This window comes from Ruegeria sp. AL12, assembly GCF_056540885.1.
In genome coordinates this window covers 237,749-261,634 of sequence record NZ_JBQFXN010000004.1, presented here as the reverse complement: position 1 = coordinate 261,634, position 23,886 = coordinate 237,749, and the positions used below count along the sequence as shown (strand labels likewise).

At 58.5% G+C, this 23,886-nt stretch carries 24 protein-coding genes and 1 tRNA gene; 13 read left to right on the top strand and 12 right to left on the bottom strand.

Annotation, left to right across the window (positions count from 1 at the left end):
- Window positions 1–324: 324 nt before the first annotated feature.
- The 4 genes from ACR0C6_RS13730 to ACR0C6_RS13715 form a co-directional block, all read right to left on the bottom strand.
- Window positions 325–401: transfer RNA gene (locus ACR0C6_RS13730), tRNA-Arg, on the bottom strand.
- Between the two features lie 64 nt (window positions 402–465).
- Window positions 466–1,848, bottom strand: coding sequence for a sensor histidine kinase (locus ACR0C6_RS13725; RefSeq protein ID WP_480446720.1), 1,383 nt, complete (start codon window positions 1,846–1,848; stop codon window positions 466–468).
- Window positions 1,849–1,866: 18 nt separating this feature from the next.
- On the bottom strand, window positions 1,867–3,285 hold the full coding sequence (locus tag ACR0C6_RS13720) for a dihydrolipoyl dehydrogenase family protein (protein ID WP_480446721.1): 1,419 nt from the start codon (window positions 3,283–3,285) through the stop codon (window positions 1,867–1,869).
- A 3-nt stretch (window positions 3,286–3,288) separates the two neighbouring features.
- Window positions 3,289–4,020 carry a TVP38/TMEM64 family protein gene (locus ACR0C6_RS13715; RefSeq protein ID WP_480446722.1) on the bottom strand — a complete coding sequence of 244 codons (732 nt, stop codon included), beginning with the start codon at window positions 4,018–4,020 and terminating at the stop codon, window positions 3,289–3,291.
- 295 nt (window positions 4,021–4,315) lie between these two features.
- On the opposite strand from ACR0C6_RS13715, the gene rpmH reads away from it, so the two are divergent.
- From rpmH to ACR0C6_RS13650, 13 genes are all read left to right on the top strand, one after another.
- Window positions 4,316–4,450, top strand: a complete 135-nt coding sequence (gene rpmH / locus ACR0C6_RS13710) for a 50S ribosomal protein L34 (RefSeq protein ID WP_005980833.1) — start codon at window positions 4,316–4,318, stop codon at window positions 4,448–4,450.
- A gap of 25 nt (window positions 4,451–4,475) precedes the next feature.
- Window positions 4,476–4,901, top strand: coding sequence for a ribonuclease P protein component (gene rnpA / locus ACR0C6_RS13705; RefSeq protein ID WP_480446723.1), 426 nt, complete (start codon window positions 4,476–4,478; stop codon window positions 4,899–4,901).
- Complete coding sequence (yidD, locus tag ACR0C6_RS13700; protein ID WP_152456928.1) at window positions 4,898–5,143, top strand: membrane protein insertion efficiency factor YidD; 246 nt, start codon at window positions 4,898–4,900, stop codon at window positions 5,141–5,143. Before rnpA ends, yidD begins: the two co-directional genes overlap by 4 nt.
- A 67-nt stretch (window positions 5,144–5,210) precedes the next feature.
- The gene (locus ACR0C6_RS13695) at window positions 5,211–6,827 is read left to right on the top strand and encodes an acyl-CoA dehydrogenase family protein (RefSeq protein ID WP_480446724.1); all 1,617 of its coding nucleotides are present in this window, start codon (window positions 5,211–5,213) and stop codon (window positions 6,825–6,827) included.
- Window positions 6,828–6,870: 43 nt separating this feature from the next.
- Window positions 6,871–7,764: a tRNA 2-thiocytidine(32) synthetase TtcA gene (ttcA, locus tag ACR0C6_RS13690; protein WP_152456926.1), complete on the top strand. Its 894-nt coding sequence runs from the start codon at window positions 6,871–6,873 to the stop codon at window positions 7,762–7,764.
- A 61-nt stretch (window positions 7,765–7,825) separates the two neighbouring features.
- Window positions 7,826–9,358 carry a putative bifunctional diguanylate cyclase/phosphodiesterase gene (locus tag ACR0C6_RS13685; protein WP_172978450.1) on the top strand — a complete coding sequence of 511 codons (1,533 nt, stop codon included), beginning with the start codon at window positions 7,826–7,828 and terminating at the stop codon, window positions 9,356–9,358.
- A gap of 126 nt (window positions 9,359–9,484) precedes the next feature.
- Window positions 9,485–11,314, top strand: coding sequence for a membrane protein insertase YidC (yidC, locus tag ACR0C6_RS13680; RefSeq protein WP_480446727.1), 1,830 nt, complete (start codon window positions 9,485–9,487; stop codon window positions 11,312–11,314).
- Window positions 11,311–12,048: an MOSC domain-containing protein gene (locus ACR0C6_RS13675; RefSeq protein WP_480619769.1), complete on the top strand. Its 738-nt coding sequence runs from the start codon at window positions 11,311–11,313 to the stop codon at window positions 12,046–12,048. The genes yidC and ACR0C6_RS13675 overlap by 4 nt, the downstream gene beginning before the upstream one ends.
- Window positions 12,045–12,698 (top strand): ribosome biogenesis GTP-binding protein YihA/YsxC, encoded by a 654-nt coding sequence (gene yihA / locus ACR0C6_RS13670; protein ID WP_480619767.1) that lies wholly within the window; start codon window positions 12,045–12,047, stop codon window positions 12,696–12,698. Before ACR0C6_RS13675 ends, yihA begins: the two co-directional genes overlap by 4 nt.
- 60 nt (window positions 12,699–12,758) lie before the next feature.
- Window positions 12,759–13,622: an acetylglutamate kinase gene (gene argB / locus ACR0C6_RS13665; RefSeq protein WP_480619765.1), complete on the top strand. Its 864-nt coding sequence runs from the start codon at window positions 12,759–12,761 to the stop codon at window positions 13,620–13,622.
- 25 nt (window positions 13,623–13,647) lie between these two features.
- Window positions 13,648–14,334 (top strand): ferredoxin, encoded by a 687-nt coding sequence (locus tag ACR0C6_RS13660; protein ID WP_480619763.1) that lies wholly within the window; start codon window positions 13,648–13,650, stop codon window positions 14,332–14,334.
- The gene (locus tag ACR0C6_RS13655; RefSeq protein ID WP_480619761.1) at window positions 14,331–14,828 is read left to right on the top strand and encodes a SixA phosphatase family protein; all 498 of its coding nucleotides are present in this window, start codon (window positions 14,331–14,333) and stop codon (window positions 14,826–14,828) included. Before ACR0C6_RS13660 ends, ACR0C6_RS13655 begins: the two co-directional genes overlap by 4 nt.
- A gap of 288 nt (window positions 14,829–15,116) precedes the next feature.
- Window positions 15,117–15,536 carry a hypothetical protein gene (locus ACR0C6_RS13650; protein WP_480446732.1) on the top strand — a complete coding sequence of 140 codons (420 nt, stop codon included), beginning with the start codon at window positions 15,117–15,119 and terminating at the stop codon, window positions 15,534–15,536.
- A gap of 225 nt (window positions 15,537–15,761) precedes the next feature.
- On the opposite strand, the gene ACR0C6_RS13645 is transcribed toward ACR0C6_RS13650, so the two are convergent.
- The 8 genes from ACR0C6_RS13645 to ACR0C6_RS13610 form a co-directional block, all read right to left on the bottom strand.
- Window positions 15,762–16,553, bottom strand: a complete 792-nt coding sequence (locus tag ACR0C6_RS13645; protein WP_152456919.1) for an amino acid ABC transporter ATP-binding protein — start codon at window positions 16,551–16,553, stop codon at window positions 15,762–15,764.
- A 12-nt stretch (window positions 16,554–16,565) separates the two neighbouring features.
- Window positions 16,566–17,864 carry an amino acid ABC transporter permease gene (locus ACR0C6_RS13640; protein ID WP_171119635.1) on the bottom strand — a complete coding sequence of 433 codons (1,299 nt, stop codon included), beginning with the start codon at window positions 17,862–17,864 and terminating at the stop codon, window positions 16,566–16,568.
- A gap of 3 nt (window positions 17,865–17,867) precedes the next feature.
- Window positions 17,868–19,100, bottom strand: coding sequence for an amino acid ABC transporter permease (locus tag ACR0C6_RS13635; protein ID WP_480619758.1), 1,233 nt, complete (start codon window positions 19,098–19,100; stop codon window positions 17,868–17,870).
- A 126-nt stretch (window positions 19,101–19,226) separates the two neighbouring features.
- Window positions 19,227–20,243: an amino acid ABC transporter substrate-binding protein gene (locus ACR0C6_RS13630; RefSeq protein WP_152456916.1), complete on the bottom strand. Its 1,017-nt coding sequence runs from the start codon at window positions 20,241–20,243 to the stop codon at window positions 19,227–19,229.
- Between the two features lie 205 nt (window positions 20,244–20,448).
- Window positions 20,449–21,156, bottom strand: a complete 708-nt coding sequence (locus ACR0C6_RS13625) for an ATP12 family chaperone protein (protein ID WP_480619756.1) — start codon at window positions 21,154–21,156, stop codon at window positions 20,449–20,451.
- Between the two features lie 3 nt (window positions 21,157–21,159).
- Window positions 21,160–21,831, bottom strand: coding sequence for an HAD-IA family hydrolase (locus tag ACR0C6_RS13620; protein ID WP_480619754.1), 672 nt, complete (start codon window positions 21,829–21,831; stop codon window positions 21,160–21,162).
- Window positions 21,828–22,871, bottom strand: coding sequence for an RluA family pseudouridine synthase (locus ACR0C6_RS13615; RefSeq protein ID WP_480619752.1), 1,044 nt, complete (start codon window positions 22,869–22,871; stop codon window positions 21,828–21,830). The genes ACR0C6_RS13620 and ACR0C6_RS13615 overlap by 4 nt, the downstream gene beginning before the upstream one ends.
- A 120-nt stretch (window positions 22,872–22,991) precedes the next feature.
- Window positions 22,992–23,798 (bottom strand): crotonase/enoyl-CoA hydratase family protein, encoded by an 807-nt coding sequence (locus ACR0C6_RS13610; protein ID WP_480619750.1) that lies wholly within the window; start codon window positions 23,796–23,798, stop codon window positions 22,992–22,994.
- Window positions 23,799–23,886 lie beyond the last annotated feature (88 nt).

The following is a 23,886-nucleotide window of genomic DNA, read 5'->3' as shown; positions in this document are numbered from 1 at the left end:
GGTTCGTCAATAAAGATCGCTCATGTCTCCGCTCCGTTCTGGGAGCCGTGAGTCACGCAGCGCAGCTAAAATCAATGCATCCTGAGCCTAGGAGTTAACTTAGAACTTGTATGGAAGTCTGTCGCCCAGCAAAAAACAGTAAACGGATAGAATATTTGGCTGAACCCGATCAGGTAACTCATAGTCAGTTTGAACTGACGAGTTATTTCCCGGTATCAATCCGTCGATGTCTACAGGCCATTCGAAACTAGCCACCACTTTGGCGGGTATGTTGGCGGGTAGCTGGTAAAAACCGCCATTTTTTCCAATGAATTCAAAGGAAAGTGGCGGACCGAGGAGGATTCGAACCCCCGACCCCTTGATTCGTAGTCAAGTACTCTATCCAGCTGAGCTATCGGTCCGCGTTGGTGAGGCGGTGTTTAGACCTGCTGCCCGAGACGTGCAAGCCGATTCTTCAAAAAAAAATCAAAAAGTCATGTCCCCGCGCGGAAGGCGGATTTCAAAGACTGTTCCCTCGGGGCCGGTCTCTTTCAAAACCAGATCCCCGCCATGGCCGCGCACCAGCTCCTGCGAGATTGCCAGCCCAAGACCCGAGCCACCCTTTCGGACCCCGCCCTGGAAAGGCGTGAACAGGTTTTCGCGCGCCTTGGGGGGAAGACCCGGCCCCGTGTCGCGGATTTCGATGCACCAAGCGTCGTCGTATTCACAGCCCGCAATGGTAACCCGGCCAGGTTTTCCAGAGGCAACCAGAGCCTGTCTTGCGTTGCGCACGAGGTTCATGATGACGCGGTACAATTGTTCGGGGTCGGCACGGGCCACAAGCGCGTCCGGCACTTCGTTCACGATCTCGACGCAGGCATCGGCGACGGCGAGTTGTTCGCTGGCCGCGACATCTGCCGCGATTGCGCGGATCGGAACCATAGTCAGGGTGGGCGCGGGCTCTTCCGCGCGGCCAAAGGCCAATGTGCTTTCACAAAGAGACACGGCCCGGGTGATGGAATTCACCAGTTTCGGCGCCATCCGCCGCACCAGCGGATCATCACTGGCCTCGATCCGATCGGTAAACAGCTGCGCCGACGTCAGGATATTGCGCAAGTCATGGCTGACTTTGGCGACGGCCCCCCCAAGCTGCGCCAGCCTTTCCCGCTGTTTGAGCGCCTGGGTCAGGTCCGTTTGCAGCATCTTCAGTGCCTCCTCGGCCTCGCGCAGCTCCGTCACCTTCGAATTCGGCGATATTATGCCACGCGCATCCTCTGGCGCACTGGCATAGCGCTGCATGTAGCCGACGACGCTTTTGATGGGCCGCACAAGTACGACGCGTACGGCGAGAAACAGAAAAAACGCCGTGATGATGGAGATCACAAAGGACAGACCGAGAATACGCAATCCGTAGTCAATCATCGCCGTTCGCAACGGCATGCTGTCCATGGTGACTTCGATCAGAAGGCCTGCCCCCTTGACCGGTTCTCCGATGACCCGGATGACTTCGTTTTCGGGCTTGAGAAAGCGGCTGATTGCATCCCGGATCAGAACCCAGGGGCTTGCATCCCGCAAATCGAACGTGTCGGCGATTGGATCGGGAATCGGCGACGACAGCATCAGTTGCCGAACCTCATCCCGTCGCAATACGACATTGTAGACGCCTGCGTTTGCCAGCAGTTCCGCCTCAAGATCTTCCGCCAGCATATCGTCCGCCAGCAAAGCCAGCGAGGCGATCTGCGCGCGTTCGAGCCTGTTCAGCAGAAAGTCCTCGCGGAACCGGGCGATCGACGGGACAAAGATCAGAACCTCGGCCAACATGACGAAGACCGTCGTCAGGATCAGAAATCGGCCCGATAGCGAGTTCAATTTGCGCCCCTCCTCAGGTCAGGGAATCCAGCGCTGGACGAACCTGACCACTCGTTTAACTGTCTGATTCTCAAACAGCCTTGGCGAGAAATAAGCACCCGCCACACGTTTGTTAAGCTCTCCGATCGTCGGATAGGGTGAAACCATGGCAGCGATCTGCCCCATCTTCAGGTTATTGGCCAAAGCCAACGACCACAAGTTGATCAACTCACCCGCCTGATGCCCGACGATTGTGGCGCCGACAGGTCGGCCTTTCACGACCATGACCTTGACGAAGCCTTTGGTTTTGCGCTCGGCAATCGCCCGGTCATTGTGGTGATAGTCAAAGCGGGCGATTTCCAGCTTTTCTCCATGCGCCTCGCGGGCCTGAGCTTCGGTCAGTCCGACCTGCGCCAGCTCCGGGTCCGTATAGGTGGCCCACGGGATATGTGCCGTTTTCGCCCGGGACGGCAGACCGAACAGGGCCGAGCGAATGATGACACCTGCATGATACCCTGCAACATGGGTGAATTGCAGGCCACCGGCCACATCTCCGATCGCATAGACGCGGCGATTGGTCGTGCGCAGCGCGTCATCCGTCCTGAGGCCGGTTCTCGTGCGTTCAATTCCTGCTGCCTCCAGGTTCAGACGCTCGATATTGGCTTTGCGACCGGCAGCGATCAAAAGATGAGTGCCCCGGTGAATTTCATCGTTTTCGGCAACGACCTCCACAGCGCCCTCTGTTCCGCGAACCTGCGCGATCATGGCGTTTTCCCGGATGTCCACGCCTTCACTGCGCAGGGTATCCAGCACCACGGAGGCAGCCTCGGGATCATCTTTGCCCAAGGCTTTGAGCCCTTCGACGACCGTCACCCTGCTGCCGAGGCGTATATGGGCCTGCGCCATCTCCATCCCGATCGGGCCGCCCCCGATGATCAGCAGGTGATCTGGCCGCTCTCTCAAGTCAAAGATGGTTTCGTTCGTGTAATAGGGCACTGTGTCCAACCCCGGAATCGGCGGCACCAGCGGTGATGAACCGGTCGCGATGACGATGCGACGCGCAGAGATGACATGATCCCCGGCCTGCACCTTTTCAGGGGATATGAACGTGCCATATTCGCGGATGACCTTCACGCCGAAGCCTTCGAACCGCTGCTGACTGTCCATCGGTTCGATCTGCGCGATCACATCATGAACATGATCTTTTACTGCGGCGTAGTCGATCTGAGGGATTGTATCAGCGACGCCAAAACGAACGGAATGCGCCTGAGCGTGGGCCGCTTTGCCACTTGCAATCAGCGCCTTCGACGGGACACAGCCGAAATTCAGGCAATCCCCACCCATCTTGTGCCCTTCCAGCAGGACAACATCCGCGCCCATCTGGCTGGCACCCGCGGCGACGGACAATCCTCCGGACCCGGCGCCAATGACCAGGAGATCGGTTTTCAACTCTTTCATGGTTCAGGTGCCTCTTTTCGCGCGCAGTGCTTTGAAAACGATGGGCAAGGCGGCCAATATACACAACCCGATAATCGGCCCGATCACGAACGGTTCCCACAGCAACGAAACATCAGGCGTTTCCCCACGGTCGAATACACCACCCAAGCCGACCCCGATCCACGTGTACACGATACCTCCGGGAATGATGCCCAGCGCGGTCGTCAAAAGAAAATTGCGGAACTTCACACCGACCAAAGCCGGCACCAGATTGGCAACAAAGAACGGCACGACCGGCACCAGTCGCAGCAGAAACAACACCGAGATTTCGTTTTCCCGCAGACCGTCCTTCAGTTTCCTGACCGTGCCTTCTGATGATTCCAGGCGCGACGTCAGGGCTTCGCCCAAGCCCCAGCGCGCCGCCAGAAAGATCGCCGACGCACCGATGGTGGCGGACACGACATTGAAAACGGTTCCCGCAAAAAGACCGAAAAGAAAACCGCCCGTCATCGAAGCCACCGCGGCACCGGGCAGTGAAAAGGCCACTATGACGATATAAATGGCGACAAAAGCGGCTGCCATGATCCAATAGTGACCGTCCCGCCACGCCAGAAGCGCCTCGCGATTGTCCCGCAAGGTCTCGAAAGTCAGGTAATCCCCAAGCGTGAAAAAGCCGACAACGGCAACGCTCAGGATTACAAGCAGCGGAATGTGGCGCGCGACACCGTTGCGCGGCGCCTGGCTTGTGTCGGACATCAGATTTTCCGGTTCTTTGTGCTTCATCTTGTGCCCAAGATGCGCTGACTGACGGGCCAGCAACAGGGGGATCACGGGGCCTTGATCTGTGTGGCACCGAATGTGAGGGATTCCGGCGATAAACGGGTATTTTGAAACCTTTTGCCGTTGCCGGTTACAGAATTGTTGCAAAAGCTGCGAAAACCTGGCCGTTGGGGTTTGACTTACCCCCCGCTTGGCAGTAGAGGACGGGCTTCGAACACCACGGGCAGGCGAATCCGCGCCGCACCCGACCGCATAGATTGGAGACGGAGCGATGAAACGCACCTATCAGCCTTCGAACCTGGTTCGCAAACGCCGCCACGGTTTCCGCGCGCGCATGGCCACAAAGGCCGGCCGCAAGATCCTGAATGCACGTCGCGCACGCGGCCGCAAATCGCTGAGCGCGTAAACCGCTCACCGATCAGGTTATGAACATGACGCCGCCGGAGGCCCCTGAGGTTGGTAGGAACCACCCCGGGAACAAGCCCCCGGCGGCGTCCGTTTGTGCATCTGCACCCCTGACCGTTCTCAAGAAACGGTCCGACTTTCTGAAAGCGGCCCGTGCCCGCCGACAAGGCACGTCTTCGATGATGGTTCAGGCCCGCAAGCGTGACCCCGGCGAGGGCAACGGGATTCGCGTGGGGTTCACCTGCTCGAAAAAAGTGGGCAATGCCGTGGCCCGCAACCGCGCCAAGCGCCGTCTGCGCGAAGCCGCACGGGCCGTATTGCCCGAAGCCGGCCGCGACGGGTGGGATTACGTTCTGATCGGCCGCGCCGAAGTTACCGCCAACCGCCCCTATGACGCACTTCTGGACGACCTGCGCTATGCGCTCCGCAAGGTGCATGCGGCTGAAAAATGACCTTCCTGTCCCATATCGTTGCCCTGCCTGTTCGGGCGTATCGGCTGATCTTCAGCCCATGGGTCGGTTTCAACTGTCGCTACCAACCCACCTGTTCCGCCTATGCGCTTGAGGCGCTGGAGAAACACGGGGCGGTCAAAGGATCCTACCTGGCCGCTCATCGGATCTGCCGTTGCCACCCTTGGGGCGGCGACGGGTATGATCCGGTACCTGACGACAAGCATAACGACCCTTCGTCCTGACCCCCCGTCAGACTTGACCGGCAAGTGTCGCGCCTGAACAGTTGGACCTGCACAACCCGAGGTCCCGATGAAATCTCCTGCGCGCGACACCCTGCCAACCCACGATGTCCTGAACCAACCGCCCGTGCGCGGCGACGCCGATCTTTGGCTGTCCGATCCGGTCCTGCAAGACGCAGCAAAGACAGCGGGCGCGCGCGCTGTGGAACTGGCGGCATATGGCAACACACTCGGAACCGAAGAAACGCGGGAAATGGGTCGGGAAGCCAACCGGCATCCGCCAGAGCTGCGGCTGTTCGATCCCGGCGGCAGACGCCTGGACGAGGTGCGGTTTCACCCGGCCTATCATCAGATGATGCAGATCAGCCAATCGGCGGGCTATGCCGCGCTGGCCTGGGATGAACAGCCCGGCGGGCATGCGACCCATGCGGCGATGGTCTATTTGGCCGGGCAGGTCGAACCCGGGCATTGCTGCCCGATGACCATGACCCATGCAGCAATCCCTGCACTGGCCGCCAATGAACACATTGCCACTCTCTGGCAGCCAAAACTCATGGCCCGCCACTATGATCCTTCGAAGGAACCGATCGGTCAAAAGACCAGCGCGACGCTGGGGATGGCGATGACCGAGAAACAGGGCGGTTCGGATATACGCGCCAATACGACCATTGCGACCCGCGACGGGGATCACTGGCGCTTGCGCGGGCACAAATGGTTCTGTTCCGCGCCAATGTCGGATGGGTTCCTGACACTGGCACAGGCGCCCGGCGGGTTGACCTGTTTTCTGGTGCCCCGCTGGCTCGAGGGCGAGCGCAATGCGATCCACCTGATGCGTCTGAAGGACAAGCTGGGCAACAAATCCAACGCATCCTCGGAAATCGAGTATCATGACGCGCTGGCCTATCAGTTGGGCGAAGAAGGCGCGGGCATACGCACCATACTGGAAATGGTGCACCACACGCGGCTTGATACAGCCATGGCACCGGCCGGGCTGATGCGTGCCGCGCTCAGCGCAGCGCATCATTGGGTGGAACACCGCAGCGCATTTCAGCGCCGATTGATTGATCAACCGCTGATGCAAGCGGTCCTGTCCGACCTTGTTCTGGACTGGGAAGGCGCAGTGACTCTGGGAATGCGTGTGGCGCAGGCATTTGACGGCCAGACACCCGAAGACAAGGCCTTTGCCCGGATCGGCGTCGCATTGGCCAAGTTCCTGAACAACAAGCGCTGCCCGGTCGTCGTCGTCGAAGCGATGGAAGTGCTGGGCGGCATGGGGTACGTCGAAGACACGCCCTTGCCCCTGATCTACCGTGAAGCGCCCCTGAACAGCATCTGGGAGGGGTCAGGCAATGTGATCTGCCTCGATATCCTGCGCACCCTGACGCGTGAGCCGCAGGCCGCCGAGGTTCTGGGGGCCGAATTGGATGCGGTGAGAGGCACGGACAGAAGATATGACGCAGCTCTGACCGCGCATCGCAGCCGCTGGCCCGGTCCGCCGCCCGAGGCCGAAGCGCGCTGGTACGCTGAACGTACGGCTCTGCTGCTGACAGCCTCGCAATTGCTGCGCCATGCGCCCGGCGCTGTGGCTGACGGCTTTGTTGCCACACGTCTTTCAGGCGATAGCGGCCGCATTCCCGGAGCAGTAGCCGGGTTGGATACCGGCGCCCTGCTGGCGCGGCTTGGCTGACCCGCCACTTGCCCGGTTGCGCCATCTGCTGTAGGGGCAGCGCATGTTTGATGATGCAGACGATATCCACCCGCTCTTTGCCGGCGCGCCCTCGACCACCGAGTTCAAGAAACTGCGCAAACGCATCGTGCGCCAGACCCGCGAAGCGATCGAGCAATACGGGATGGTGGACCCCTCCGCCCATGACAAGACCGGCACACCGCCGCGTTGGCTTGTCTGCCTGTCGGGCGGCAAGGACAGTTATACGCTGCTGGCCGTCCTCTACGAACTCAAATGGCGCGGATTGCTGCCCGTCGATCTTCTGGCTTGCAATCTGGATCAGGGACAACCCGGATTTCCGGCAACGGTCCTGCCAGAGTTTCTGGACCGCATGGGTGTGCCACACAGGATCGAGTACCAGGACACGTACTCTGTTGTGATGGACAAGGTCCCGCAGGGCCGAACATATTGCGCCCTGTGCTCGCGACTTCGCCGCGGCAACCTGTATCGCATTGCCCGGGAAGAAGGCTGTTCCGCCGTCGTGCTGGGCCACCACCGCGACGATATTCTCGAAACGTTTTTCATGAACCTCTTCCACGGAGGCCGTCTGGCCACCATGCCACCGAAACTGGTGAATGAAGAGGGAGATCTTTTTGTCTTCCGCCCGCTTGCCCACGTCGCCGAAGCCGACTGCGAGAAATTTGCCAAGGCCATGCAATATCCGATCATCCCCTGCGATTTGTGCGGCAGTCAGGACGGGTTGCAACGGCAGCAGGTCAAACAGATTCTCGATCAATGGGAAAAGAACAGTCCGGGCCGGCGGCAGGTTATGTTCCGCGCGTTAACAAATGCGCGCCCGTCGCACCTTTTGGATGCAAAACTCTTTGATTTTGTTAATCTTTCCGTAAACTCTGACGAAAAAGCGGAAAATTTGGAAGAAATACCGCTTCTGCGTTAACGACTGACTCAGACTGGTTTCCTAGGCTCGGCACACCATTCATGCCCAAGGTCAGGACCCGATGCGGAATCATCCTTTCGTCGACCGTATTATTGAAGCTTTGAGAAATGTGGCATACGGCCCAGCCGTTCTCGCCTTTGTTCCGGCAACAAGCCTGGGGGCGTTCTGGCTTGGCGGTGAACGCGCTTTGGTCGCGGTGGCTCTGGGCTTGCCCATGATGATTGCCGGCATAGCGGCAATGGCCCCCAACCCGGCAGACAGGAAACGGCAACAAGGTGGCCTGCTGCCGAATGACCAGTTCGAAACTGTTCTGGCAGAGGTGCTCTCGGATAGTCGCCGCAGCGGTGAAACGTCGGCCTGTTTCGCTGTGATCCTGGACGACTATATGCAAATGCTCGATCTGCATGGCCAAGCAGCAGCAAACCATGTGGCACTGCAATTCTGCTCTCGTGTCATGTCCATGATCCGCGCCAGTGACTCCGCGACCCGGATCGATGGAAACAAGATGATGGTTGTTCTGCACCCGGCGCAACAGCTTGATCTGGAAACCTGCATTCAGATGTCGGGACGAATGCAATCCGCGGTCGAAGACCCCATCATGCTGAACGGAACCGGAGTTTACATGTCCTGCTCCATCGGTTTCTGCCTCAGCAGCAATGTCCCCGACGGCACCGCGACGGATTGGTGCGACGCTGCAAACAACGCGCTGCAAGAAGCACAGCAAAACGGGCCGTCGACGATTCGTGCCTTTTCGTCCGAAACACGTCGCCGGGCTCAGGTCAGAACCAATCTGCGCAAGGAATTTGATGCGGCGCTGGAAAGCGGTGAAATTCGTCCATGGTTTCAACCGCAGATCTCGACGGATACCGGGCGCGTGTCCGGGTTCGAGGCTCTGGCCCGCTGGGAACACCCGAAAAAAGGAGTGCTGGGTCCCAATGTCTTTCTGCCCTTTGCCGAACAGGCGGAGTTGATGGGCAAGCTGGGGCAGGCGATGCGGCATCACGCCTTTTGCGCAATGCGCGAATGGGATCGCGCCGGTCTGACCGTACCACGCATCGGCATCAACTTTTCGTCGGACGAATTGCGTGACCCGGGGCTGATCGACCGCCTGAAATGGGAATTGGATCAATGCGATCTGACCCCGGACAGATTGGCGGTCGAAGTATTGGAGACCGTGTTTTCCAGAGGGCCGGATGACGTAATCACCCGCAATGTCACGGGCTTGGCCGCGATGGGGTGCTGTATCGATCTGGACGATTTCGGCACAGGGCATGCCTCGATCGCGTCAATCAAGCGGTTCAACGTGTCCCGGATCAAAATCGACCGCTCTTTCGTGACAAAGGCGGACCAGGACCCAAGCCAGCAGCAGTTGGCCAGCGCAATTCTGACCATGGCAGAACGGCTGAGTCTGGAAACGCTTGCTGAAGGTGTTGAAACGCCCGGGGAACACGCCTTGATGGCGCAATTGGGATGTGACCACGTTCAGGGGTTTGGCATCGGCAAGCCCATGCCTTTCGAAAAAACCAAGGGCTGGATCACGTCTCATTGCAACAAGATCGACGGAATGCCCAAAATCGGGCGGCAAACCGGCTGAAGAACCGGAAACTGCGCCACAGAAGACCAATCCGTGACGAAATGACGAGCGATTCCGCTTGACCTTTGGGCCTGCACTCTGTTGAACCCTGCGGGTGTCTTTCACTGCTCAAGGTGGCTGTCCCAGATGGACGATCAGAACAAGAATCTCATCCTCGCAACCGCGCTCAGCTTTCTCGTGATCCTGGTCTGGTTCGTGCTGTTCCCTCCGCCGGAACCCTCACCAACCACGGAACAGGCTGAAATCGCCAGCATCGAAGGGAATGAGGTTCAGACGCCCAGCGCCGCTGATACCGGTACGGTCGGCGAAGCAACTGCAAGCGCCACTGAGGCCGAAGCCGAACCCGAAGCGCCCCGCGTCAGCATCGACACGCCCCGCCTGACGGGCAGCCTGTCGCTTGCCGGTGGCCGAATTGATGAGCTGTCGCTGAAGGATTACAAGGTTTCATTGGCCGAGGATTCTCCGATCGTCGAACTTCTGTCCCCGGTTGGAAGTGACTCTGCCTATTATGCCCTTTATGGCTGGGCCCCCGGCGCGGGCCTGTCGGTCACGGACGTTCCCGGCCCGAACACTCTTTGGACGCTTGAGCAGGGCGAAACTCTGGGTGTTGACACTCCGATCACGTTGGCCTGGGACAATGGAAACGGCCTCACCTTCCGCCGCACCATTGCCGTTGATGAAGACTATATGTTCTCGGTCACCCAGTCTGTCGAGAACACCACGGACGCTGAGGTCGGCATGGCCCCCTACGGCATTCTGGCACGCCACGGTGTAGGCGAAGACGGTGACCTGCCGGGCCTGAAGAACTTCTTTATTCTTCACGAAGGCGTCATGGTTATGGCTGACGGCGTTCTGGATGAGATCGACTATGGCGATGTACGCGATTTCGATATCGACCCCAATGAACGCGCACAGGCCGAGGTCTATCAGGTCAAAGAAGGCGGCTGGATCGGGTTCACGGATCACTACTGGATGACCACCCTGATCCCGGCCGAGGGTGCAGCGTTCAAGGCTGCTGCCAAATACGATTCACGTCGCAAAATCTATCAAACGGAAACGGTTCTGCCGACGCTGACAGTCGCGCCCGGTACGACGGAAGAGGTCACGACCAGACTGTTCGCCGGTGCCAAGGAATGGGAAACCATCCGGGAGTATCAAGCAGAAGGTGTTCAGAAGTTCATCGACAGCATCGACTGGGGTTGGTTCTACTTCCTGACCAAGCCGATCTTCTGGCTGCTGCACAACATCAATGCCCTGATTGGAAACATGGGCTGGTCTATCATCGGCCTGACGCTGATCATCAAGGCCATCCTGTTCCCGCTTGCCTTCAAGTCCTACGTGTCGATGGCGAAGATGAAGGAATTGCAGCCGCAAATGGAAGCCCTGAAAGAAGCCGCAGGCGATGATCGCCAGAAAATGCAGCAGGGTATGATGGAGCTGTACAAAAAGGAAAAGGTGAACCCTGCCGCAGGCTGCTTGCCAATTCTGTTGCAGATTCCGATCTTCTTCTCGCTGTACAAGGTGATTTTCGTGACGATCGAACTGCGTCAGGCCCCATGGTTCGGCCCGTTCCAGGACCTGAGCGCGCCGGATCCGACGTCGATCTTCAACTTCTTTGGCTTGCTGCCTTGGGCCGCACCTGCACCCGAAAGCCTGATGGCGCTGATCTTCATCGGTATTCTGCCACTGCTGCTGGGTATTTCGATGTGGTTGCAGCAGAAACTGAACCCGGCGCCAACTGACCCGACACAGGCCATGATCTTTGCCTGGATGCCTTGGGTCTTCATGTTCATGCTGGGTGGTTTCGCCAGTGGTCTGGTCGTGTACTGGATCGCGAACAACACGATCACATTCACACAGCAATATCTGATCATGCGCAGCCAGGGTTATAAGCCGGATGTATTCGGAAACATAAAGTCCGGTTTCAAGCGGACGCCAAAAACGGACAACAAATGAGCGGAACGGTCTCAAGCCTTTGGCGCCACCCGATCAAAAGCCATGGGCGAGAAGCCCTGAGCCACGTCACACTCATCCCCGGGCAGACCATGCCCGGGGATCGCGTTTGGGCGGTCGCTCATGAGGCCGCCAAAACCGATGGTTCGGAATGGGCACCCTGTTTCAATTTCAGCCGCGGTTCAAAAGCGCCTCAGTTGATGGCCATTTCGGCCGAATTGCAGGGCGACCGGGTTATATTGCGCCACCCGCAACGACCGGATCTTTGTTTTGCGCCGGACACCGAACAAGAGGCTTTTCTGGACTGGGTGAAACCGATTATGCCGGCGAACCGGGCTGCATCTGCCCGGATCGTTCGGGTTCCGGGGCGCGGTATGACGGACAGCGACTTTCCATCGATCAGCCTGTGCAACATGGCATCGCATCGCGCAGTCGAACAGAAGCTGGGCCAGACTCTGTCCATTGTTCGGTGGCGCGGCAATATCTGGTTCGAAGGTCTGCCGTTGTGGGATGAGTTTGACTGGCTGGGTCGTGACGTGCGCATTGGCGAGGCCGTGCTTCGCGTACGCGAGCGGATCACGCGATGTATGGCCACCACCGCCAATCCCGAAACCGGTGAGAGGGACGCAGACACCCTGCGCGCCCTGAACAGTTGGGACCATCAGGATTTCGGCGTTTACGCCGAGGTCGTTCAGGGCGGCGAAATCCGCGTCAACGATGAGGTGCAGGTGCTATGACCACGCTTCCCTTCCCCTTGGCCGAAGACCCGGATGAATTCGCCCAGGAGCGAGGCCGCAAACTGTTTGCAGGCCCGTCCGAGTTCGTCAAAGGCGTTGTCGCCATGAATGGCCTTCCCGCCCCTGACCGGTTGGAAGTCTGTTTTGCGGGGCGTTCGAACGTGGGCAAATCCAGCCTGATCAATGCCTTGACCGGCACGAAGGGTCTGGCCCGCGCATCCAACACGCCTGGCCGCACGCAAGAGATCAACTTTTTCACCCAAGGCCCTGAACTCTATCTCGTGGACCTGCCGGGCTATGGTTATGCCAACGCCCCGGTGAAAGTGGTCGAGAAGTGGCAGAAGCTGCTGAAACAATATCTCAGCGGGCGCCAGACACTGCGCCGTGCCTTTGTCCTGATCGACTCGCGCCACGGGGTAAAACCGGTCGATGACGAAATCATGAAGTTGCTGGACACCAGCGCCGTGACCTTTCAATGCGTTCTGACCAAGGCGGACAAGGTCAAAGCCAAGGATCGTGAAAAGGTGCTGGAACAAACCCGGGCCGCGCTGTCCCAACATCCCGCGGCTTTTCCGGAAATCGTGCTTACCTCTTCCGAAAAAGGTGACGGCATCGCGACCCTGCGGTCCATCATTGCGCATCTGGAATAGCTTCGCCCTTGGCAGCGTGGGGCAAAGGTCCTAACACGGTTTTCCAGAAGGACTTTAGCTATGAAGACACGAGATATGAACCGGGACTGGATCGCCACCGCAGCCACACTCAACAGCGCCCTGCCCTATCTACAGCGCTATGACGGAGCCATCGTCGTCATCAAACTTGGCGGACACGCCATGGGCAGCGACGAGGCGATGGAAAGCTTTGCCCGGGACGTGGTTCTGATGCGCCAGGTGGGTGTGAACCCGGTGGTCGTCCACGGCGGTGGTCCGATGATCAATGCAATGCTGGGCAAGTTGGACATTCAATCCGAATTCGTGAACGGCAAGCGAGTGACCGACAAGGCCACGGTTGAAGTGGTCGAAATGGTTCTGTCCGGGCTCGTGAACAAGCGCATCGTACAGGCGATCAATGATCAGGGCGGATCAGCCGTAGGCCTGTCCGGCAAGGACGCAGGCCTGATGGTCTGTGATCAGACGGATGCGTCGCTGGGTTTTGTCGGCACCCCGGCCGAGATGAATCCGAAGATCCTGTATGATCTGTTTTCACATGACGTAATCCCGGTCATTGCCCCGCTTGGTGCAGGCCGCGACGGTGAAACATTCAACGTCAATGGCGACACGGCAGCCGGGGCAATCGCTTCTGCGCTCAAGGCAGACCGTCTGTTGCTGCTGACGGATGTTTCCGGTGTCAAGAACGCGGCGGGCGAGGTCGTGACCGAACTCAAGGCCGGTCAGATAAGGGAAATGACCCGCGAAGGCACCATTGCAGGCGGTATGATACCCAAGACAGAAACCGCGCTGGACGCCCTGCACAGCGGCGTTCGGGCCGTCGTCATACTTGATGGGCGCGCACCCAATGCCGTGCTGCTGGAGCTGTTCACCGAACATGGGGCCGGGTCGCTGATACGCCCGGACTGATCCCCGCAAGAGAGGAGGAGGAGACATGACACATCTTGCACAGCCTTCCTCTGATCCTGACGCGACGCCTTATGAACAGGTTGAAAACGCCGCCCGTGATGCTGGTTTGTTGGTCATGGGCGCGCTGCATCCTCGCCATGTTGCAGCCAAAGACCTCGAAACCGGTACGCTGATCCTGTTGGGGGCCGGGCCGGATTTCTGGCCCGTACTGAAGGCCTCACCGGAATGGCACCACGCCGACCCCGTTGACCGATGGTCGCAAAGGGTCGTCGGTCAGATGGCCGAAAGGCTGGGCGCACAGGCGTATTTCCCGTTCGGTGGCCCTCCGTACACGCCATTCATTGACTGGGCGCTCAAATCAGGGCGGACGTTCAGCAGCCCGGTCGGGGCATTGGTGCATGATACCGTTGGGATGATGATTTCCTATCGGGGCGCACTGCATTTTGCCGCAGAGTTCGCCATCCCGGCCCCTTCCGGCGTGTCGCCTTGCGAAAGCTGCGCCGCACCTTGCACGACGACCTGCCCGGTCAGCGCGCTGAACGCGCAGGAGTTCTATGACGTCGATGCATGCCACGACCATCTGGGCACCGCTGAAGGTCAAACCTGTATGGTGGGCGGGTGTCTGGCCCGCCTTGCCTGCCCCCTGAGCGCGGGCGCAGGACGCGACCCGGAACAATCAGCCCATCACATGAAAGCTTTTCATCCGTCATGACCCGAATTCTGATCCTGACACGTCATGCGAAATCCAGCTGGGATAGCCCGGGTCTTGGCGATCATGACCGCCCGCTGAACAAGCGTGGACGAAAGTCGGCCCTGGCCATCGCTGCTTGGTTGCGTCACCACGGCTGGTTGCCGGATGAAGTCCTGAGCTCTACATCAACCCGCACCCGCGAGACATGGGATCGCATGGGTTTGCAGGCCGATAAAGTCAGCTTTCACAGCGCGCTCTACCACGCTGATCCAAAGGTCATGCTGCGGGAACTTTCAGGTGCTACGGAACTGGCGGTATTGATGCTGGGCCACAATCCCGGGATCGCCGATTTCGCCAACCGTCTGGTGCGGCAACCGCCAAATCATACACGCTTTTTCGATTATCCAACCTGTGCAACAACCGTCATGTCATTCGACATAAACAGCTGGGCCGAGGTCCGATGGCAAACCGGAACGTTGCTGGGGTTCACCATCCCGCGTGAGTTGATCGAATAGAAAAAGGCGGATCGGCGGCCTCGGTTTTGCAGCACATTCAGGCTAAGAATTCGATTGCCTTCACACCAATTTCCGATCTTTTGTGCCAATGACGGCCAAGATCACCCGTCTTTGACAACTGCGCGCAACCTCCCTGTGGGGGATCTGAATTGCGTCCACCGTATGCCTTCTGGTCGGGATTTTGGTGATTAATAGGCTCTATGCTATTATCTGGCCGTTGAGCACTCGCAGCATTTCATTGCGGGAATTATTACTACGATTATAGATTTACTGGAAAGGATTTGCTTCATGTCTTACGGGTTTCGTATCTTTCAGCTGAAAAATGTGCGCCCTGTCATATGCGGGGTAGTGGCTGCCGCGGCCTTTGGGGCCATGGCGCCAACAATGTCATTTGCACAGGAATTCATGACGCAAGAAGAGCTTCTTGCCACAATACCCGGCAACCAGTTGTCAGGCATTTCCAACAACGACGGAAAGACCCCGTGGGTGCAAGCCTACAGCAAGGCGACACGTAAGAAGAATGGCAAACTCAATGGCCTTTGGAACGGAAAGGACAAATATTCCGGAGACTGGTTCGTCAAAGATGACCAATGGTGTGAACAAGGGGATTGGGGCCAGAAGTGTTGGAGCATTGAACGGATCGGTTCAAACGAATTCCGAATATACGAAGGCGGACAACCGATGAAAAACACCTGGAAGCTCAAGTAGGCAAACTTTTGTAAACTGGGCTTGATCGGGTTTGTGCGAAAACTCTTTTGTCTGGTAACACGACCGATCAAATCACCGAGGTTCCGTCAGCCTAAAATCATCAGGTGTTTACCAAACCTCTGAGGCCCCAAAAAAAAGCGAGCCGCCATTTAGGCGCGGCTCGCTCATCTCGATATTTGGCAGCGGGTTAGTGACCTGGCCCCCGCCGTGTCTCAATCAAAGGGGTCAGTGACCCAGAATCTGGCTCAGGAACAGTTTGGTCCGCTCGCTTTGCGGGTTGTTGAAGAACTCTTCGGGTTCGTTCTGTTCCACGATCTGACCGGCATCCATGAAGATCACGCGGTTGGCGACCTGACGGGCAAAGCCCATCTCGTGCGTCACGCACAGCATGGTCATGCCTTCCTCGGCCAGTTCGATCATGGTGTCGAGCACCTCTTTGATCATCTCGGGGTCCAGCGCCGATGTCGGTTCATCGAACAACATGATCCGTGGCATCATGCAGAGCGAGCGGGCAATCGCCACACGCTGCTGCTGACCGCCGGAAAGCTGACCGGGAAACTTGTCAGCCTGCTCGGGGATTTTTACCTTTTCCAGGAAGTGCATTGCACGCTCTTCAGCCTCTTTCTTGGGCGTCTTGCGCACCCAGATCGGGGCCAGCGTACAGTTTTCCAGAATGGTCAGATGCGGGAACAGGTTGAAGTGCTGGAACACCATTCCGACCTCGGAGCGAATCTTGTCGATGTTCTTCAGGTCATTCGACAGCTCGATCCCGTCCACCACGATCTTGCCTTGCTGGTGTTCTTCCAGCGCGTTCAGGCAGCGGATCAGGGTGGATTTGCCCGACCCTGACGGGCCCGCGATCACGATCCGCTCGCCCTGATTGACGGTCAGATTGATGTCGCGCAGCACGTGGAAGGACCCGTACCACTTGTTCATGCTGTTGATTTCAATGGCGACCTCGTCGCTCACCTGCATCTTGGAGCGGTCGATTTCGCGGTCGATTGCAAGTTCAGACATGTGTTGAACTCCTTAACGATGATCTGTGGCAAGGCGACGCTCGAGCCACTGAGAATATTGAGAGATGCCGTAACAGACGACGAAGAACAGAAGCGCGGCAAAGCCCAGAAGCTCCCAGTAGACGCCGTTCCATTCGGTCGACGCCAGGATGGGCCCCCGGATCATGCCCACCAGATCGAACATCGAAATGACCGAAACCAGTGTCGTATCCTTGAACAGGCCAACGGCCACGTTCACGATCCCGGGGATCGAGATCTTCAGCGCCTGCGGCAGGATGATCAGCCGCATCGCCTGCGGATAATCAAGGCCCAAGCTGTCTGCCGCCTCGTACTGCCCGCGCGGAAGCGCTGCCAGACCGCCGCGGATCACCTCGGCGATATAGGCGGACGAGAACATGGTGATCATGATCACAACGCGCAGGAACAGGTCGACCGTGCTGTCAGGCGGGAAGAAATAGGCCAGCATCACCGAAGCCACGAACAGCAGCGTGATCAGAGGCACGCCGCGGATGAACTCGATGAAGATGACGCAGACCCACTTGATCAGCGGCATGTTCGACTGTCGCCCCAAGGCCAGTGCGATCCCAAGTGGTACCGACAGCGACACACAGGTTACACCCAGCATCATGTTCAGCATGAAACCGCCCAGGTCACGACTGGGAACGGCCGTCAGCCACGCATTCTCTGATGCGCCTTCCGGGATCAGGGCCCCTCCGACGTTCCAGATGACCAGTGCCGTCACAATCGCTCCGAAGAATCCGGCGGCAAAGTTGTTGTTGCCCAGCTTCTGGAAGACACCACCGGCGGCTATGCAGCCAACTAGTGCAACCAGAGGCACGAGGATCGTGCCACCCCAGATCAGCCAGAAAGCCAGGAAGGGATAGACCGCAGTGAACAACAGCATCTTGCGAGGCAAGTCAAAGAACAGCACCGGCGCAATCGCCACCAGCATCAGCACAAAGGCCAGGTTCGGCCGCCAATAGGCATCGACGGGGTACTTGAACCCATAGATCAGCTGCGGCCAGCGTTCCGTCAGAACCGCGAAACAGGCTCCGGTCTTGTCCCCCAGAATCTCGCGGCATTCCGCGAGCGAGTTGGCATTCCACACTCCGTTCAGAATCCATGGCAGGGTATTCTTTAGAAGAATGTAGATCAGGATCAGCGACAGAACTGTCAGGATCGAGTTGACGACCCCTGAGAACAGATTCTCGCGCAGCCATTTGATGACGCCGGTCTCATTTGCCGGCGGCGGTGAGGGCGGGATGGTGCCTTCGGCCACGAAGGCGATCGGGTTTGTTGCTTGATCACTCATGGCTCAGCGCTCCTTCAGCTTGACGGAAGCGTTGTAGATGTTCATCCCCGTCGAAATCAGCAGCGAGGCCGTGAGGTAGAACAACATCAGCAGGAGAACGCATTCAATCGCCCGGCCGGTCTGGTTCAGGGTAATACCACCCAGTGTTGCGGTGATATCCGCGTAGCCAACGGCAATCGCAAGAGACGAGTTCTTGGTGATATTCAGATACTGCGAGATCAGCGGCGGGATGATGACCCGCAATGCCTGGGGCAGGATGACCAGTTTCATGATCCGTCCCTGACGCAGGCCCAACGCGGCGGCAGCCTCGGTCTGACCTTTGCTGATCGCCTGAATGCCCGCACGCACGTTTTCCGCGATAAAGGCGCCGGTATAGATCGACAGGGCAAACCACAGCGCAATCAGTGGACCACCGGCATTCAGTCCACCGCTGAAGTTAAAGCGCTTCAGCTCGGGGACATCCCAGGTCAGGCCCATGATGATCATCAACAGTACAAAAGGCACCAGCCAGATTGCCAGTTTGGGCAACAGAGTCGCCGGGCGCTCGCCGGTTTCTTCCTGCTTCTTGGTCGCGCGCTTTTCGACTTCGCCACTGACGAACCACGATCCGATCAGGACGGCGATGACCAGCAACCAGTTCAGGGCCGCCGATGCAAACAGGCCATTGGCGAATTCGGGACTCGGGAAATAGATGCCCCGATTGGTAAAGGCAAAGGACCCAAACAGCATCGAAGACGTCGGGTTTTCCCCCCGGAACGCGCTTGGCGCCGGCAACACGGCCGTCATGATTGTGAAGATGATGATGATCCAGATCAGAACCGGGATGTTCCGGAAGATCTCGACGTATACGGCCATCAGCTTCGACACGAGCCAGTTGTTCGACAGTCTCAGAACACCCGCGATCACACCGAAAACCGTTGCAGTGATACAGGCCAGGAAGGCCACGAGCAATGTGTTCAGCAAACCGACAAGTGCCGCGCGTGCATGCGATGACTGACTGTCATATTCAACAAGACGCTGGTTGATGTCGTACCCGGCGGAATCGCCGAGGAAAGCATAGGAAATATTGAGCCCTGCGGCCCTGAGGTTCTGGATCAGGTTGTTGCCCAGATACCAGATGGAAAGCGCAATGACGATGGCCGCAATCACCTGAAATGTAAGAGAGCGATAGCGGGTATCGTTTATGAGCATAGACAACCGAAAATCAGCTTTCGGTGGGTCAGTCATAGTCGACATATTTTGGGATCCCCGTGGCTTGCGAGCTGTTTCATTTCGGCGAGGTTTTCCCCGCTCTGCATCTGCCCGCAGCAATTTATTGTAGAAGAGGGCGCAGGTTGCCCCGCGCCCTCTTCCATTGATGCCTTAACGGAACGGCGGCGAGTACAGCAGGCCGCCTTCGGTCCACTGTGCGTTCAGGCCGCGCGCCAGACCGATCGGTGTTTCTTCACCGATGTTCTTGGCAAAGATTTCACCATAGTTGCCGCCAGCTTTGATCGCTTTGGCCGCCCAGTCGGCGTCCAGACCCAGCATTTCACCCAGAGTGCCTTCTGTACCCAGCAGGCGGTTGATTTCCGGGTTGTCGGTGCCGGCGCTCAGCTCGTCGATATTTGCCGAGGTCACACCCAGCTCTTCAGCCGAAATCAGTGCGTTCAGGGTCCAGCGGACAACGTCGCCCCACTCGTGGTCGCCATGACGGACCAGCGGGCCCAGCGGCTCTTTCGAGATGATTTCGGGCAGCAGGATGTGCTCGTCCGGCGCTTCGAAGGTGGCGCGGGTTGCGGCCAGGCCCGATGCATCGGTGGTGTAAACGTCACATGCACCGGCCAGGTACTGCTGCTGCGCTTCGGCGTTGGTTTCGATCGGAACCGGCTCGTAGCTGATGTTGTTGGCGCGGAAGAAATCGGCCAGGTTCAGCTCGGTGGTGGTGCCGGTTTGGATGCAGACACGGGCGCCGTCCAGTTCCTTGGCCGAGCTGACGCCCAGCGCCTTGGGAACCATGAAGCCCTGACCGTCATAATAGTTCACACCGGTGAATTCGAACTTCAGGTCGACGTCGCGGCTGAAGGTCCAGGTGGTGTTCCTTGCCAGCATGTCGATCTCGCCCGAGGCCAGAGCGGTAAAACGTGTCTTACCAGTGGTCGGAACGAATTCAACGGCGTTGGCGTCACCAAGAACGGCAGCAGCAACGGCGCGGCACAGCGATACGTCAAAGCCCTGCCATTCGCCATTGGCGTCGGGCGCAGCAAAACCAACCAGACCGGTGGTCACACCACAATTCAGCTTGCCGCGTGCTTTAACGTCGTCAACGGTCCCCGCCATGGCTGCGCCGGCAGCAAGACCGGCAATCGTTGCCGCGCCCAAGATTACGGATTTTTTCATTTTTACCTCTTCCTGATTTTCCGCCCCGTCCGAGACGGCTCTGCCCGGCAAGTGGATGCCGGATAGGTTACCCCAAAGGTGTCTCCCCTTTAGTGGCACTGAGTTTGGGCGTATTCATAAACAAACGTCAAGGGCCGGATCATCGAAATCGATGGATCAGGCCCCAAGCTGTTTACAGATTTGCTCAAAAAACCGGAATTTAGGATCAAACCGATAATTCAAAGAAGCGTTTGGCATGCATAAAGGCTGCTTTCTTGGCCTCGGCAACCTGATGGGCTTCTTCGTCATGGCCCCATTGTTCGATCTGCCAGGTTTCATCCAATCTTGAAATGCGCCAAATCTCGTCAGGTTTGCGCCAATTCATGGCGGCCGCAAAGCCAAGAATCAATGACCCCGACAAGCTGACAAGATCGTGAAAAGCGGCCAGTTGGAACGCATCCAGCCCGTGCACCCGAGAACGCAATTTCGCCAGGGCGGATTCCGGCTGCGGTTGATGCAGGACGCCCGCAACCGGAACCAGACGGGCAGACAGCGCGGTCTCGGCCCAATCCAGAGCGGGGTCCCATTCGGCGCTCTGACGATCCTGCAACTCCTGCGGGTGGGTTGCGCGATAACACAACAAATCGGAATCGCCATAATCGGCCAGCATGTCGGCCACTTCCCCGTGCTGGATGCGGACTTTGTCTATCGCTGCATTTGCAGAACGGGTGAAAGGCATCACGGCAGGATCAACTTCTTTTTCCTGCGCGTCCCATTCCCCTGCCACCGCTTCGGCCATGGGGCGGGTTGGCAGGATCAGGTCTGCCTTGGCGGGTGTTTTGACCCTGCGGCCATCCAGTTCGACGGTGAACCCGCCATCAACCGCGACAACGGTGCTGTCCTTCCAGAAGCGTTTCGGTTTCCAGTCACTCATCTTTCAATCCCACATCCCAGCCAGCGCATTGGGCAACTGGTCAAAGGTTTCGATAATGCAAGAAGCTGCGGTCAGAGCCGATCGGTCATGATAGCCCCAGGTGACGCCGATGCCGCGAACATCGGCGGCCGCAGCCATATCCATGTCAAAGCTCGTGTCGCCGATCATCACTGCGCAGGCCGGATCGACCCCGGTTTCCGCCAATGCGGTCTGCACCATGGACGGATGCGGCTTTGACGGGTGGTGATCCGCGACTTGCCGGGTCACGAAATACGGTTCCAGCCCGTGGGCTTCGATCAATGCGTCCAACCCGCGCTGCGACTTGCCGGTTGCCACGCCAAGAAGCACTTCGGGCACGGCATGCAACGCTTCAATCGCCTCGCGCGCACCGGGGTACAGCGGCGAACTTGCCGCGCCCAATTCAAGACGATGGGCGTGATAGGCCTCTTTATACCCTTCGACCAGATCGTTCTGGACCGAAAGAGGCTGTTCCGGCACCAACCGTGCGATGGCATGCGGCAGCGACAAGCCGACAATGGACAGGATCGCCTTTCGCGTCGGAACCGGCACGGAAGCGGCCTGAAAGCTGGCAGTCATGGAATGAACGATGCTGCCCTGACTGTCGACCAGAGTACCGTCGACGTCGAACAGGACCAGCCGCAAGGGTGCGCTCATTGCAGTTCCTCAAACGGGTCGTCAGCCGCCAGATCCTCGCTCCATCCGAACGTGTCCCAGCTATGCTTCATATGCTCAGGCAAGGACGCCGTCACGGTCACTGGTTTCCGCGTCACCGGATGCAGGAAGGACAGTCGCCGTGCGTGCAGATGCAGCTTTTTGCTGATGATCCCACCCAGTTGCGCGCCCCATCCGTCGCCAAGGTTTTCCTGACCCGAACCGCCGTATTTTCCGTCGCCGATAATCGGATGTCCGATTGCGGCCATATGCGCCCTCAATTGGTGCGTACGTCCGGTGATCGGCTCCATCGCGACCCAGGCGGCGCGGCCGGCAACTCGATAGAGTGTTGCATAATGCGTATGCGCGCGTTTTGCGCCCGGAGTGCTGTCGATTTCGTTCATATGCACGGGGATCATCTTTTCACCCTCGCCGTGCTTGCCATGACCGGGCGCCTTGACAAGGCCGGTCTTGATCTCCCCTAGGTACGGCGTTGGAACACCGGCAACCAGCGCCCAGTAGATCTTGCGCGTATCGCGGTGACGGAAAGCGGCCGTCAGACCCTTGGCGGCCTCACGCGTGCGGGCCAGCAGCAGAACACCTGAGGTGTCCTTGTCCAATCGATGAACCAGCCGAGGGTTCTCGTCATAGCCGAACCGCAGCGCTTCGGACAGGCTGTCAACATGCCTTGTCTGCCCGCTGCCGCCCTGCACCGGCAGACCATGCGGCTTGTTCAGCGCCAGAATGTGATCGTCGCGGTAGATCACGCAGGACTGGATCATCTTGGCATCCGCATCCGAGATGTGATGCTTGACCTCAGCCGGTTTGTGATCAGCGTCCGGCAAAGGCGGCACGCGAACAACCTGCCCTGCCTCCAACCGGGTCGAGGCCTTGGCACGGCTACCATCAACACGCAATTCTCCCTTGCGGCACATCTTTTCAATGCGCCCCTGGCTGACATGCGGAAACAGGCGGCGCAGCCAGCGATCCACGCGCTGGTCCCCATCCCCTTCGGCGACTGTAATCATCTGCACGCCACTCATGCCATTACCCCTTTTTCCGCGCGGGTGATCCGCCCGGATTGCGTGTTTATCCGTGTCCCAGAAATCATGGGCGTCTGTCGCGCGCAACGCGGCAAGAGTCAAGGTATCAGGCTCTGGATCTCAGATGTTCGAGAAGTCGCCGTGCCGCCCCGCTCCATCCCGAAAACGGGCCGCACCAGCGGTTCCTTCGCGGCGAATGGCATCCAACCCGTTGGCCCATTCAACCTTCAGCGCGTCACGAACCGGCATTCCACGGGTTTCGATGATCGACCGGCGGTCTGCCCGAACGGCCTCTTGCGGGAAACGGGCGATATCATGTGCCATGTCTTCAGCCGCCTTTCGTGCTGCGCCATGCGGAACGACCTTTTCCGCCAGCCCAATCCTGTAACACTCCTCCGCCTCGACCTTGCGCCCGGTCAGAGCAATCTCCAATGCTTTGCCCTGCCCCACCAGACGCGGCAACCTGACCGAACCACCATCCATCAGGGTAATCCCCCAGCGGCGGCAAAACACACCCAAGTAAGCCGTTTCCGCCATGACCCGGATATCGCACCACAAGGCAAGCTCCATTCCTCCGGCCACTGCCGCGCCTTCTATCGCGCCGATGACAGGTTTCGAAAGCTCCAGCCGCGACGGCCCCATGGGCCCCAGCGTTGACGGGGCCGAACCGATGGGAAAGCCATGTTGGTCGAAATACGCCTCGCGCCGTTCGGGATCGGCCAGCGATGCGGCAAGTTTCAGATCCCACCCTGCACAGAAATTGCCACCTTTGCCCCAGAATACCGCAGCCTTGGCCGAACTGGCCTCGAAACTCAGAAATGCCTCGACCAGAGCCTCGGCATGTTCCGTATCAACGGCGTTCCGCGCATCCGGCCTGTCGTGAATGACGGTCCAGACATCTTCGGATTTTTCGATTAAAATCGGCATATCAAGCCCTCCCCTGCAAGCTTTGACCCAAGGGAAGCGTTCAATTTCAATCCTGTCGCCTGTGACGCAGCGGAACCTCCACGACTGA

What these genes read in the sequence shown, in the direction of transcription:
- ACR0C6_RS13720 (WP_480446721.1), bottom strand. Translation starts at nt 3,285, where the DNA reads ATGAAAGAGTTGAAAACCGATCTCCTGGTCATTGGCGCCGGGTCCGGA.
- ACR0C6_RS13715 (WP_480446722.1), bottom strand. Translation starts at nt 4,020, where the DNA reads ATGTCCGACACAAGCCAGGCGCCGCGCAACGGTGTCGCGCGCCACATT.
- rpmH (WP_005980833.1), top strand. Translation starts at nt 4,316, where the DNA reads ATGAAACGCACCTATCAGCCTTCGAACCTGGTTCGCAAACGCCGCCAC.
- rnpA (WP_480446723.1), top strand. Translation starts at nt 4,476, where the DNA reads ATGACGCCGCCGGAGGCCCCTGAGGTTGGTAGGAACCACCCCGGGAAC.
- yidD (WP_152456928.1), top strand. Translation starts at nt 4,898, where the DNA reads ATGACCTTCCTGTCCCATATCGTTGCCCTGCCTGTTCGGGCGTATCGG.
- ACR0C6_RS13695 (WP_480446724.1), top strand. Translation starts at nt 5,211, where the DNA reads ATGAAATCTCCTGCGCGCGACACCCTGCCAACCCACGATGTCCTGAAC.
- ttcA (WP_152456926.1), top strand. Translation starts at nt 6,871, where the DNA reads ATGTTTGATGATGCAGACGATATCCACCCGCTCTTTGCCGGCGCGCCC.
- ACR0C6_RS13685 (WP_172978450.1), top strand. Translation starts at nt 7,826, where the DNA reads ATGCGGAATCATCCTTTCGTCGACCGTATTATTGAAGCTTTGAGAAAT.
- yidC (WP_480446727.1), top strand. Translation starts at nt 9,485, where the DNA reads ATGGACGATCAGAACAAGAATCTCATCCTCGCAACCGCGCTCAGCTTT.
- ACR0C6_RS13675 (WP_480619769.1), top strand. Translation starts at nt 11,311, where the DNA reads ATGAGCGGAACGGTCTCAAGCCTTTGGCGCCACCCGATCAAAAGCCAT.
- yihA (WP_480619767.1), top strand. Translation starts at nt 12,045, where the DNA reads ATGACCACGCTTCCCTTCCCCTTGGCCGAAGACCCGGATGAATTCGCC.
- argB (WP_480619765.1), top strand. Translation starts at nt 12,759, where the DNA reads ATGAAGACACGAGATATGAACCGGGACTGGATCGCCACCGCAGCCACA.
- ACR0C6_RS13660 (WP_480619763.1), top strand. Translation starts at nt 13,648, where the DNA reads ATGACACATCTTGCACAGCCTTCCTCTGATCCTGACGCGACGCCTTAT.
- ACR0C6_RS13655 (WP_480619761.1), top strand. Translation starts at nt 14,331, where the DNA reads ATGACCCGAATTCTGATCCTGACACGTCATGCGAAATCCAGCTGGGAT.
- ACR0C6_RS13650 (WP_480446732.1), top strand. Translation starts at nt 15,117, where the DNA reads ATGTCTTACGGGTTTCGTATCTTTCAGCTGAAAAATGTGCGCCCTGTC.
- ACR0C6_RS13645 (WP_152456919.1), bottom strand. Translation starts at nt 16,553, where the DNA reads ATGTCTGAACTTGCAATCGACCGCGAAATCGACCGCTCCAAGATGCAG.
- ACR0C6_RS13640 (WP_171119635.1), bottom strand. Translation starts at nt 17,864, where the DNA reads ATGAGTGATCAAGCAACAAACCCGATCGCCTTCGTGGCCGAAGGCACC.
- ACR0C6_RS13635 (WP_480619758.1), bottom strand. Translation starts at nt 19,100, where the DNA reads ATGTCGACTATGACTGACCCACCGAAAGCTGATTTTCGGTTGTCTATG.
- ACR0C6_RS13630 (WP_152456916.1), bottom strand. Translation starts at nt 20,243, where the DNA reads ATGAAAAAATCCGTAATCTTGGGCGCGGCAACGATTGCCGGTCTTGCT.
- ACR0C6_RS13625 (WP_480619756.1), bottom strand. Translation starts at nt 21,156, where the DNA reads ATGAGTGACTGGAAACCGAAACGCTTCTGGAAGGACAGCACCGTTGTC.
- ACR0C6_RS13620 (WP_480619754.1), bottom strand. Translation starts at nt 21,831, where the DNA reads ATGAGCGCACCCTTGCGGCTGGTCCTGTTCGACGTCGACGGTACTCTG.
- ACR0C6_RS13615 (WP_480619752.1), bottom strand. Translation starts at nt 22,871, where the DNA reads ATGAGTGGCGTGCAGATGATTACAGTCGCCGAAGGGGATGGGGACCAG.
- ACR0C6_RS13610 (WP_480619750.1), bottom strand. Translation starts at nt 23,798, where the DNA reads ATGCCGATTTTAATCGAAAAATCCGAAGATGTCTGGACCGTCATTCAC.